The organism is Undibacterium sp. GrIS 1.2 (assembly GCF_040544435.1).
In the GTDB taxonomy this organism is placed as follows: domain Bacteria; phylum Pseudomonadota; class Gammaproteobacteria; order Burkholderiales; family Burkholderiaceae_D; genus Undibacterium.
Window position 1 is genome coordinate 1 of the sequence record NZ_JBEONP010000022.1, and the last position, 11,725, is coordinate 11,725.

12 protein-coding genes are annotated in these 11,725 nt (G+C 45.3%); 7 read left to right on the forward strand and 5 right to left on the reverse strand.

Features of this window, described 5'->3' with window-relative positions:
- Nucleotides 1-127: 127 nt before the first annotated feature.
- Nucleotides 128-355, reverse strand: coding sequence for a DUF6471 domain-containing protein (locus AAKU61_RS11235; protein WP_354332239.1), 228 nt, complete (start codon nucleotides 353-355; stop codon nucleotides 128-130).
- A 132-nt stretch (nucleotides 356-487) separates the two neighbouring features.
- Here AAKU61_RS11235 and AAKU61_RS11240 point away from each other — a divergent pair, with 132 nt between their 5' ends.
- Nucleotides 488-1,510, forward strand: coding sequence for an IS1595 family transposase (locus AAKU61_RS11240; RefSeq protein ID WP_354332241.1), 1,023 nt, complete (start codon nucleotides 488-490; stop codon nucleotides 1,508-1,510).
- A 10-nt stretch (nucleotides 1,511-1,520) separates the two neighbouring features.
- Here AAKU61_RS11240 and AAKU61_RS11245 read toward each other — a convergent pair whose 3' ends face one another.
- A complete protein-coding gene (locus tag AAKU61_RS11245; RefSeq protein WP_354332243.1) occupies nucleotides 1,521-1,955 on the reverse strand; it encodes a hypothetical protein in 435 nt (144 codons plus the stop codon).
- Nucleotides 1,956-2,411: 456 nt separating this feature from the next.
- Here AAKU61_RS11245 and AAKU61_RS11250 point away from each other — a divergent pair, with 456 nt between their 5' ends.
- Entirely contained in the window at nucleotides 2,412-2,933 is a 522-nt protein-coding gene (locus tag AAKU61_RS11250; RefSeq protein ID WP_354332245.1) for a DUF2059 domain-containing protein, read from the forward strand.
- A gap of 73 nt (nucleotides 2,934-3,006) precedes the next feature.
- Here the strand turns inward: AAKU61_RS11250 and putA are convergent, their stop codons facing one another.
- Nucleotides 3,007-6,657, reverse strand: a complete 3,651-nt coding sequence (putA, locus tag AAKU61_RS11255) for a trifunctional transcriptional regulator/proline dehydrogenase/L-glutamate gamma-semialdehyde dehydrogenase (RefSeq protein WP_354332247.1) — start codon at nucleotides 6,655-6,657, stop codon at nucleotides 3,007-3,009.
- 161 nt (nucleotides 6,658-6,818) lie between these two features.
- Here putA and AAKU61_RS11260 point away from each other — a divergent pair, with 161 nt between their 5' ends.
- From AAKU61_RS11260 to AAKU61_RS11275, 4 genes are all read left to right on the forward strand, one after another.
- Entirely contained in the window at nucleotides 6,819-7,277 is a 459-nt protein-coding gene (locus tag AAKU61_RS11260) for an Lrp/AsnC ligand binding domain-containing protein (protein WP_322120659.1), read from the forward strand.
- A gap of 299 nt (nucleotides 7,278-7,576) precedes the next feature.
- Nucleotides 7,577-8,182, forward strand: a complete 606-nt coding sequence (gstA, locus tag AAKU61_RS11265) for a glutathione transferase GstA (RefSeq protein ID WP_354332248.1) — start codon at nucleotides 7,577-7,579, stop codon at nucleotides 8,180-8,182.
- Nucleotides 8,183-8,406: 224 nt separating this feature from the next.
- Nucleotides 8,407-8,754: a DUF6404 family protein gene (locus tag AAKU61_RS11270; RefSeq protein WP_354332250.1), complete on the forward strand. Its 348-nt coding sequence runs from the start codon at nucleotides 8,407-8,409 to the stop codon at nucleotides 8,752-8,754.
- A gap of 110 nt (nucleotides 8,755-8,864) precedes the next feature.
- Nucleotides 8,865-9,302, forward strand: coding sequence for a GNAT family N-acetyltransferase (locus AAKU61_RS11275; RefSeq protein WP_354332252.1), 438 nt, complete (start codon nucleotides 8,865-8,867; stop codon nucleotides 9,300-9,302).
- 140 nt (nucleotides 9,303-9,442) lie between these two features.
- Here the strand turns inward: AAKU61_RS11275 and cynS are convergent, their stop codons facing one another.
- Entirely contained in the window at nucleotides 9,443-9,886 is a 444-nt protein-coding gene (gene cynS, locus AAKU61_RS11280; RefSeq protein WP_354332254.1) for a cyanase, read from the reverse strand.
- 268 nt (nucleotides 9,887-10,154) lie between these two features.
- Here cynS and AAKU61_RS11285 point away from each other — a divergent pair, with 268 nt between their 5' ends.
- Entirely contained in the window at nucleotides 10,155-10,652 is a 498-nt protein-coding gene (locus AAKU61_RS11285; RefSeq protein WP_354332256.1) for a cupin domain-containing protein, read from the forward strand.
- A 290-nt stretch (nucleotides 10,653-10,942) separates the two neighbouring features.
- Here the strand turns inward: AAKU61_RS11285 and AAKU61_RS11290 are convergent, their stop codons facing one another.
- On the reverse strand, nucleotides 10,943-11,647 hold the full coding sequence (locus AAKU61_RS11290) for a riboflavin synthase subunit alpha (RefSeq protein WP_354332258.1): 705 nt from the start codon (nucleotides 11,645-11,647) through the stop codon (nucleotides 10,943-10,945).
- Between the last annotated feature and the right edge of the window lie 78 nt (nucleotides 11,648-11,725).

The window sequence follows — 11,725 nt, forward strand, 5'->3', positions numbered from 1 at the left end:
CTGGCTGGCTGGCTGGCTGGCTGGCTGGCTGGCTGGCTGGCTGGCTGGCTGGCTGGCTGGCTGGCTGGCTGGCTGGCTGGCTGGCTGGCTGGCTGAGTGATTGATTGATTTTTTTCGACCGTATACATTAATTGTTCTCCAAACGAATTACCTCGCGGCCCAGCGCTTTCATGCATTGCATAAAAAAAGCAAAACTGAAAGCGCCACGGTTGATTTTATTGGCAATGCCTTTATAACTCTCTTCTACATCGATCTCATTTAATCGACGTATCAATTCTTCGTAGCCGACACCCGATCGGGCCATTTCTGACTTCAGCAAATTGGTGGCAATCTGGTTCCATTGATCGTGCTGCATCGCAAACCTCCTGGCGCTCTATAACAACGAGGAACATTCTACATATAAATGGATTAATCCACAAATATACATTGCGTCATTCCACAAATAAGGTATAATTTCCACATTAATGTGGAATATTGGATGATCAACATGACCCAGCACTTCTTACTTTCAGCAAAAGCCCGTACCCTGTCGGTTCGCCGCGTCTTCGAGATGAACGACGAACAGGCATTCAAAGTCTTCAAGAAAGTACGTTGGGGCGACAGCAAAGCCGTCACTTGTCCTGCTTGCGGTATCGTCCATGAGCACTATTTCATCGCCACCCGCCGCCAATGGCGCTGCAAGGATTGCAGTCATACGTTTAGTGTGACATCGGGAACCATCTTTGCTTTTCACAAGCTGCCGCTCAAGATGTACCTGGCGGCAATTGCGATTTACACCAACGCCGTCAAAGGGATTTCAGCCCTGCAAATGGGGCGTGATTTAGATGTGCAATACAAAACCGCCTTCGTGCTCACCCATAAGATCCGCGAATCCTTGATGGAGCAGCGCGATACATCGCAACTCTCCGGTGAGATCCACATGGACGGTGCCTACGTCAACGGCCATGTCCGTCCAAAGAATAAGAAAGAAGATCGGGTTGATCGCCGCCTAGTTGAGAATCAACGCCCTGACAAGCGCTGCGTGTTCGTGATGCGCCAAAAGGTCAGCATCATTGGCGATACGATCCAGGGCGCGAACAAAACCATTTCATTTGTGATTAAGGCAGAGAACCAAGCCGATGTCGGTAAGCTGGCCGAGTTGTATGTACAGAAGGGTTCTGTCATTTGTGCCGATGAATCTACGGCCTACGATGGCCTGCATGCAAAATTCGATACGCGCCGGGTGAATCATGCCATTGAATACCGTAGCGACGCCGGAACCACGAACAATCTGGCAGAATCTTATTTCTCACGTTTCCGTCGCATGCAGTACGGCCAATGCCACAAGTTCGGCAATCTGTACCTGAACAACTATGCGAATGAAGCGGCGTACCGTGAGGACACCCGCCGCATGAGTAATGGCGATATTTTTGATGATATTTGCACGAAGTGCGTAGCGACACCGACCAGCCGGGACTGGTGCGGATATTGGCAAGGGAATAAGCGCGTGGCCGAACGGCTTGCGGCTTGAATCAAACGACTCAAACAATCATCCAGTTCATCACGCCGTGTTCGCCGCTGGTTTCGACCTGTTCCACCAATTGACCATCCTGGCGGTGCAGTACGGCGATGACGTTCTTTTGAATTCGTGCGATTAACTCGGCACTGGATGCAATACCTTTGCGTTTGAGTAGTCGGTCGGTAATTTCACGGCTATTTAACGGCTTACCAGCTTCGCGTATGGCGTCTAGTACCATACGCTGCGCTTCTCCCTTCGCGAAATACTGATTGCGCTTGTTGGTGCGCTTGGCCTTGACAGTGCGCAGGTCAAATTCCGGCGCAAATAGCTTGATGCTGCCATCGAGGTGCGACAATGCGCCTTGCAGTCGGAGGATTTCTGTTTTGAATGAGGCGATTTGTCCAGCGACTTCGGCACGCTTTGAGACCAGCCCGGATACAACCATTGATTCTGCCATTTGACGCTCCTAGAAAATGATGATTTACTAGGGCGATTGTAGGTTTTTAACTTAGAAAAAGCTTTGTGCGGTTGCTACATAATTCCGAAAAATAAGACTTATTCCTAATAAGTTTTGTGGATAACTAAGGGGATATCCAGTGAACAGGATGTGGCTAAATCACTTTAGTTAATCAAGTAAAAAACTTGTCCAATAACTGTCCTGTTTTAATACAAGCCTTTTTAATCTGCTTATCTTTTCTGTAAAGCATTGATTATGAAAATAAAAACCTAGTTATCCACAGAAAACACCTAACGTTAACTATTACTACTATTTATATATATAAACTTATTGTTGTAAACCAAGAAAGCACGTCAAATCAAAATTCGCTTAAAGACATTGCTGATTAAACAATCCAACCGTAAAATTCGAGCTCGTTTTTGCAGTAACCCACTTTCAATTTGCCTGGAACTTAAAATGATTAAATTTAAATCTCTGCTGCTGGTTTCTTTATTTACTGTTTTTGCTACGATTAATCCAGCCTCTGCTCAAGACAACAAACCTAGCGCAGAGTCAATCCGGCAGTTATTTGTGTTAACCAACACTCCATCCATGCTGAACAATTTGACCCAGCAGTTAGACGGCATGATGAAAAATGTTATGGAAGAGGCATTAAAAGGTCAGCCAGCAACAGAGGCGCAGCAAAAGCAACTAGATAAATTTAGAATGAAAATCGTAGCGATTCAAACCGAAGAAATGAAATGGGAGAAGTTGGAACCAGTGTTCATCAACATTTATAGCGAGAGCCTGACGCAAGATGACGTCAACGGAATTATTGCGTTTTATAAATCAGATGCTGGTCAGGCTTACATTAAAAAAATGCCTGTTATGATGCAAAACACGATGGCTGCCATGCAAAAAATGATAGTACCTATGATGGCAAAAATAAGTGAAGCTTCTAAGGAATTAGCAACAGATTTAGAAAAAACAAAAAAATGAGCTAAAAAAAGAATAAAAAAAAGCGGCTAAGTGTTTTAGCCGCTTTTTTTACATCTACTTTTTACTTAATTACTTAGCTTTGCAAAGTCATCAAACTGGCATTGCCACCCGCTGCCGTGGTATTCACACACAAGGCACGTTCAGCCACCAACCGCCATAAAGGTGCCTCGGTCTCTTCATGCATCTCGATTACAGAGACGATAGCGCCGCCCAGAGCTGCAAAAACAGACTTGTAGTGTGCCAACTGGTTACCTTCAACCAAAGCGAACTGAAGCTCATCCTGACCCGCCTCTGACTGTTTAATCAAATCACGCACGACTGCAGGCAAACCGGATGGCAATAAAGCAATTGTCTGTGCTGGCATGACCGGCGTATTACCCGTGGCGAGCAAAGCCGCGATTTGGTTTAACAGACAATTAACGGTGCTTGCTGCACAAAATACTTTACCGCGTGGCGCAAATGACAAAGTATTCCGTTCACCAGTCGGGCCTGGCAATACCAAAGTCATTTTGTAAGGACTGTTGTGAGCGTAACGATCTGCCAGTTCGGCAATTTTTTCATGACCATGTGTTTTTGCCCACACCAGCAAAGCTTCCAGTGCTTCTGGCGACTGGCGCTCATACACGGTATGCCCGCCCAAACTACCAGACGGATTTTTCTGCAGACGTTTTAAGTACAAAGGACCGCCAGCTTTAGGACCTGTGCCAGATTTACCCTCGCCACCAAATGGTTGTACTCCAACAACTGCGCCAACGATGTTGCGATTGACATAAATATTGCCGACGTGAGCACGACTGGTAATGAAATCAATGGTTTCATCAATCCGGGAGTGAATGCCCAAGGTCAAACCAAAACCAGACGCATTGATATTATCGATAATGCTTGCTAGCTGATCGCGCTGATAACGCAAAATATGCAAGACAGGACCAAAGACTTCTTTCGTCAACTCTGAGAGTGATTTGATTTCAATCACGGTAGGTGCAATAAAGGTACCGTTTTTGCAAGAATCACTTAAGGCTAATGAATAACTGGTAGTCGCCTTTTGTTTGATCTGATCAATATGCGTCTGTAAAGCTTTTTGCGCATCCGCATCAATCACAGGACCAATATCAATCGCCAGCTGATCGGGTTTGCCTATGCGTAATTCTTGCATGGCTCCTTTTAACATCTCTATTGTTTTGTCAGCGATGTCTTCTTGCAGGCATAAAACGCGTAAAGCAGAACAACGCTGACCTGCGCTGTCGAAAGCCGATGACAACACATCATTCACAACCTGTTCCGGCAAGGCGCTGCTATCAACGATCATGGCATTTTGACCGCCGGTTTCTGCGATTAAAGGAAGATCGATATTTTCTGTAACCGCACGCTGAGTCAAAGTACGATTGATGATTTGTGCGACTTCAGTAGAGCCGGTAAAAATCACACCTTTGACACGGTGATCAGCAACCAGTTGCGCGCCGACGATTTCACCGGTGCCTGGTAAAAATTGTAGGGCAGCGCGTGGCACGCCAGCTTCATGCAACAACTGAATCGCACGATAAGCGATGATTGGTGTTTGTTCTGCAGGCTTGGCCAAGACGACATTACCGACGGCTAAAGCAGCACTTACTTCACCGATAAAAATCGCGAGAGGAAAATTCCATGGACTAATACAAACCACGGGACCAAGCGCTAGCGTATTCGGTAAAAACTCAACTTGCGCGGCGTAGTAACGTAAAAAATCCACTGCTTCACGCACTTCAGCCAAGGCGTTTGGTAAAGATTTTCCTGCTTCACGAATCGCCAGAGCCATAAAATCTAAAGTTTGTGCTTCTAACAAATCGGCTGCTTTTTTCAATATGCCGGCGCGCTCTGACGGTGCTACTGTTTGCCAGTCAAGTGCATAGGCTTCCGCTTGCTCTAAGGCTGTTTGCACATCTTGCTGATTCGCTTCAATCACCTTACCTACTATATCGCTGTGATCCGCAGGATTATTAATTGATTTTGCCAAAGTGGCAGAAACTTGTCCGTGTAAAAGAGGTTGAGCAATCCATTCTTGTTGGCTGATTTCTGCAAAATACTGACTGATTTTTTGTAGCTCAATCTCGTTACTAAAATCCAGACCAGCAGAATTTTTTCTCTCAGTTCCAAATAAATCCTTAGGCAAAGCAATACCCGGATGTGGCGTGCCTGTGAGTTCTTTCGCTACCTGAACTGGATCAGCAATCAAAGATTCAATCGATACGGCTTCATCAACAATCTGATTAACGAAAGAAGAATTAGCGCCATTTTCCAACAGACGGCGCACCAGATAAGCTAGCAAAGTTTGATGTGAACCTACTGGCGCATAGATGCGGCAAGGTTTATTCAATTTATCTTTGCCGACCACTTGATCGTACAAAGTTTCACCCATACCGTGCAGACATTGAAACTCATAATCCGTGATATTGGCTTTTTGTGCCCAGGTATAAATAGCCGACAAGGTCAGCGCATTATGCGTCGCAAATTGCGGATAAATTACATCGGTCGCCAACAACAATTTTTGTGCGCAAAACAGATAAGAGACATCGGTATATACCTTGCGTGTATAGACCGGAAAGCCGCTCATACCATCGACTTGCGCACGCTTGATTTCTGCGTCCCAATACGCACCTTTGACCAGACGAACCATAAACTTGCGGCCACTGCGACGCGCCAGATCAATCAGATAATCGATTACAAACGGGCAGCGTTTTTGATAGGCTTGTACTACAAAACCCAAACCGTCAAAACCTGCCAGGTCAGGATCAAATGCCAATGCTTCCATCAAATCTAAAGACAGTTCTAAGCGATCGGTCTCTTCTGCATCAATATTCAAACCTATGTTGTATTGCTTTGCCAGTACCAGGAGATTTTTTAGAATTGGCAGCAATTCAGTCATCGTGCGGGTTTTTTGCGCACGCGAATAGCGTGGATGCAATGCCGATAATTTGACTGAAATACCCGGGCCATCTTTGATACCACGTCCGTTAGATGCTTTGCCTATGGCGTGGATTGCTGTCTCATACGACTTTAAATAATATGCAGCGTCATGCGCAGTCAGCGCTGCTTCACCTAACATATCGTAGGAATAACGATATCCGCGCTTTTCATTATCCTGACTATTCTTAATCGCCTCTTGTATCGTTTGTCCAGTCACAAACTGGTTACCCAACATACGCATCGCCAGATCAACACCTTTGCGTATCAGTGGCTCACCACCTTTGGCAATCAATCGGGTTAAAGCAGAACCTAAACCTTGTTCGCTGTTGGTCGACACTAATTTACCCGTTACCAGCAAGCCCCAGGTCGCCGCATTGACAAATAGTGATGGTGACTCGCCCAGATGTTTTGCCCAGTCACCTTTACTGATTTTGTCAGCGATCAGGCGATCTGCGGTCTGGTGATCTGGAATGCGCAGCAAGGCCTCGGCCAGACACATTAAAGCGACACCTTCTTCCGACGATAAAGAGAACTCATGCATCAGCGCATCAACACCAGATGCCCGGGTACGCTGCTGACGCACAGAACTCACCAATTGATGGGCTAATTGATGTACAGTCTGCTCCGAACCAGAATGTGGATTAATATTGGCGAGCAGCCATTGCACAGCGTCAGCTTCATCACGACGATATACTTCTGTAATCGCTGTTCTTAAAGCGGTTTGTTGAGGGACAATTTCGGCTTGAAGTTGAAGAAAAGGCATGGAAAAAGGCGTCGGGTTCATATAGTTTTTATCAGATTTGCATTGGAAGAGGTGTAAAGCGAATTTGATTTGATTGTATAGATGAAGCCAGATGATTAATTCTGGAAATATGCATCTATATCGGAATTTTCTATTTTGTGAGAAAATTACACCGAATTTTATTAACTTCACTTTGACTTCTTATGCTCGACAAAATCAGTAAAAGAATTCTGGCCGAATTACAAAACGATGGCCGTATCAGTAATGTAGAGTTAGCGACGAGAGTCAACCTCTCCCCCGCCGCTTGTCTGGAACGCGTACGCAAGTTACAAGAGTCCGGCTACATCCTGGGATACACAGCACAACTCAATCCGCATTTGCTTGATGTTGCCCTGCTGGTCTTCATTGAAGTCGTGCTGGATAGAACCACACCCGATGTGTTTGACGCCTTTAAACGCGGTGTACAAGCAATTCCGGAAGTATTGGAATGCCACATGGTCGCAGGCGGTTTTGATTATCTGGTCAAAGCCCGTGTCAAAGACATGAACGCCTATCGCGATTTTTTAGGTAAATCCCTGCTGCAATTAAACGGTGTGCGCGAAACCCACACCTATGCTGTGATGGAAGAAGTCAAAAATACGACTAGCTTACCGATACGCTAAACCTAAGTTCGCCAGGATTTTCGCGACTATTTAATTTTTGCATTTATGTGATTAACACTGCCGGCTTATTCCGGCAGTGTTGTATTTGCTTTGCTCAAAATAGCGTGTCAGCCATCTTAGATGGCAAGTAAATTCATTTAAAAATGAGTAAACTCAATGTCGTGCGGTCACGGGTAACACAAGAGCAACGGAAAAGCAGCCTATGACTTTTTTAGTTCAGCGTCGTCGCCGTCACCACCATCACCATTCACTACCTCTTGTTTCAGCAAAAATATCAGCCCAATTTTGATAGGAAAAACATGAAACTATATTATTCTCCCGGTACCTGCTCTCTGTCTGCTCACATCGCCTTGCGCGAAGCAGAAATCGACTTCGAGCCCGTATTTGCCAGCACTAAAACGCACAAGCTAAAAGATGGCACCGACTACTACACCATCAATCCTCTGGGCTACGTGCCCTTGCTAGAATTGGATGACGGCACACGTCTGACAGAGGGCGCCGCAATCGTCCAATACATCGCCGATCTCGCACCTGAAAAAAATTTAGCACCCGCCAATGGCAGCTTACCGCGCTATCAGATGCAATCATGGCTAAGCTTTATCACATCCGAAGTACACAAAAATTTTGCACCATTGTTTAACCCGGACGCTGCTGAAGAAGTGAAAGCCGCATCAAGAGCACGCATCTTAACTAACCTGAAATGGGTCGATGATCAGCTGGCAGGAAAACAGTTTTTGCTGGGTGATCAATTTAGCGTCGCCGATGGCTATTTATTTACCGTCACGAACTGGGCTAAGTTCGTTAAACTGGATATTTCGCACTTAGAGAATATCGCCGCCCTGCGCGGTCGCGTTGCCAGCCGCCCAGCAGTTCATGCAGCGCTAAAAGCAGAAGGCTTAGCTTAAAAACTTATTTTAAAAATTAACTAGCCTTGGGCTAATCATTTGTTAACTGTAAATGGCTAGAAAATGGACTGAGAAATCAGTCCATTTTTTTTGTCATTCAATAATCGATAGGAAGTAGCATCAATGCAGTAAAAGAGACTTTTATACGATATTGCTTAGTCAATTTTTATATGGCAGGATGATTCAAATTTTTGCTATGTTTAATCCGGCTTTAGGAATAAGTAATGAGCGTCAATCCAAAAAGAAAAGCAGCATTAAAACTCCTTAAATCTACCGGCATGTGGCCTAGTAACTACGCTCCGCCGATTTTCCGGATGCTCTGGAGTTTAGGACTCGACCTGCGCCCACCACATTTTGCTAATTTTTTTGTCAACACGATACTCATGGGAACATTTTTCGCGGCGACTTGGGGATTCTTTATGTGGGTGCTTATTTGGTCACACCGAACAATGTCGCCCACAAAGGCATTACTCGTAGCTGCTTGCGCAGGTTTATTTTTTGGCTTGGTCATGAGTGGGTATTACGCCTATGGTAAACGTAAGTACAAATTGCCTTCTTGGGGTGAATTTTAAACAGCAAGCTAGGTTTAGCGACTAATTTTTATCTGGCCTTACTTTTACATTATTCGCTTTTGTTCATTATGTCGATCACAAGCAGTTCAAATTACAAATAAGGAGCTTCGATGCCACAGAATTACCAGATAACCATTGAATCCGAACCCAAACCAGCTGAGATGGGTTTAGTCATCAAAGGACTTACCGCTTATAACGCATCGAAAGCCAATGGAGAGACGCCAAATTATCTCTTTATCAGTGTGCGTAGTGAAGATGGAAGCATTGAGGGAGGCGTCGTTGCTGCCACCTATCTTGGTTGGATGCAAGTGCAAGCGGTATGGGTTTCTGATGATCTGCGCGGTCTTGGTCTTGGGACGAAACTCATGCAAGAGGTAGAAGACGAAGCGATCCGCCGTGGATGCCCGCGTGTGTTTCTCGAAACACTTAGCTTTCAGGCTTTACCGTTTTACGAGAAACTCGGATATGTAATTTTCAGTCAGCTTACGGATTTTCCACCCGGCGGCGCTCGTTATGCTCTTACCAAACAACTTGAAGTTCATAATTAAAATTCTTATCCCGTTTGAGTACTATGGCTAAATTATCAATCAGAGTGTCCAATCATTCTGCGGCTTCTGGCATGATATGGGTCTGTAAGCCGCAGAATCATTGGACGTTTAATTTTAAGAATTTTAGTTTTTAACTAATCTTAATAAGATTTGTACGGTAAAAATTTACCACTCAAAACCACGTTCACCTGATCGCCTTTAGGATCGGCCTCACGCTGGATGTCCATTGAAAAATTGATCGCGCTCATGATGCCGTCGCCGAATTCTTCATGAATTAATTCTTTAATCGTCGTGCCATAGACGCTGACAATTTCGTACCAGCGGTAGATTAGTGGATCGGTTGGAACTAGCGTTGGTAGTGAGCCTTTATATGGAACAATTTGCAGCCATGCAGTTTCTTCATCGGTCAGGTCAAATAGATCTTTGGCGACAGTTGCTTGCGTTAGATTGAGCGTCATTTGCCCAAGCATGGCAGCGGTTGTCCATTCTTTGCTGCAACCGATTTTGCTAGCGATATCAGCCCAGGTCATTTTGTTTTTGACTTTGGCAGAAATGATTTTTTTAGTAACGTCGTTGCGGTCCATGTGCTTCTCCTGATTAAGTAAAAGGGCGAATTTCTGTATCGGTATTTGGACATCGTTTGAGTTGCACTGTTTAATGGCAACGACGATATTGAGCAAACTGGCAGCAAGCACTATGCCAGGCAACAAGGTGACTAATGAGCTAAGGAATGAGCTTACGAATACGCTGATGGTAGTAGCAATTATTTCGCTTTGCTTGACCTGTCACTATTTTTAATTTGTAATCAATAGCACTGACGCAAAACGTATCTTAAAAGAACAGGTTAATAAAATGAATCCGACCAAAGCCAAGGCAATCAATGTAGACGGTGTTACCGAGCCGTTTTTGATCAAAGATGTGGTGTGGGATGAGTACTCACACGGTAGTCGTTTTGGCACCCGATATCAGCAGCTTGCAGAGCATGGTGGCTGCCAGCGGATTGGTGTTTGTATAGAAGAACTAGCACCGGGCAAACAAGCTTGCCCTCATCATTATCATCATCTGGAAGAAGAACAATTAATGATGTTGGAAGGTAGCCTGACTTTACGTTTGGGTGATAAAACCTATGTCATGTCGGCGGGCAGTTACGTGGTTTTTCCAGCAGGGCAAAAGCAAGGCCACAGCATTTTTAATCATACCGAGTCGGTCTGTCGGTATTTACTGATTGGTGACCGCAGTCCGCATGATGTGATTGTATATCCAGACACCAATCGCGTCGGCGTGCGCCTCACTGGCGAGTCGTACAACAAAGGTGCGACGATGGAATATTGGGAGGGTGAAGCGGATTAAGTTGCTATTAAATATATAAAGCTGATATCGAAATTTCTAAATGAGAACTTCTAAAAACCGTAGCCTAGAAATATGGCATTGAGAGTAAAGCTATTTTTTTTCACTCCTGCGCAGGCAAGAATGACACGCGTGGACTTGTGCTTTATCAATAGCAATAGACTCGCTCATTAAAAAGAAATTTTTTAGAAATTCCCAAATAGAACGTCCAATCATTCTGCGGCTTCCAGGCTAAAAATGCTCTGGAAGCCGCAGAATGATTGGACGATGTTTTTAAAATTTCTTCCAGCGATTTATTTTTGAGTATTCGCAGGCTTGACCAAATCCTCCACCACAACGTCCTGTTGTTTGAGTAAAGCTTCCAGCGCTGGTAATAATGGCCCCAAGGTTTCTGCCAGCATATTGCGTACCGTATCGACCACCACTTGGGTTGCTCTTTCGATTTCTATGTTGAGCGTTGCGCCGGTTTTCTTTTCGGCGAAGACGGTCATGCGCAAGGTTTCCGGGATTAACCAGACTTCAAACCAGCCCTCTTGCCGGTTCACTTCTGCTACCGTCAGGCTGGCGCCGTTGATGGCGATATAGCCTTTGGCGAAGATGTAGCGCAGCCATTCTTGCGGTACCGCGATGCGGATGACGTAGTTATTTTCCAGCTCGCGGATTTGGGCGATGGTGGCTTTAAAATCAATATGCCCAGAGAGGGGATGTCCGCCAATTTCTGCACCATCTTTGGCGGCTCGTTCTACATTGATGCGTCCATCTTGCGCGTACTCACCAAGTGTGGTGATCGCCAGACTTTGCTGCATCACATCAAACTCGGCGCGGTGTTGGTCGTGCAAGCTGGTGACAGTCAGGCAAACACCGTCAACAGCGACGCTGGCGCCGATTTCTAAGCCTTCACAAAAACCATCCGGAAAATCCAGTGTAAAGGTGCGCAGACCGGGTTTGTCGGTGATGGATGCAATGCGGGCGATGCCTTGTACGATGCCAGTAAACATGGGAATAGTGTCGAAATAAAATGAGCTGAGGGTGGGGGCGGTATTATACGAGTACCGCTTTTAGTACTCAATATTGTA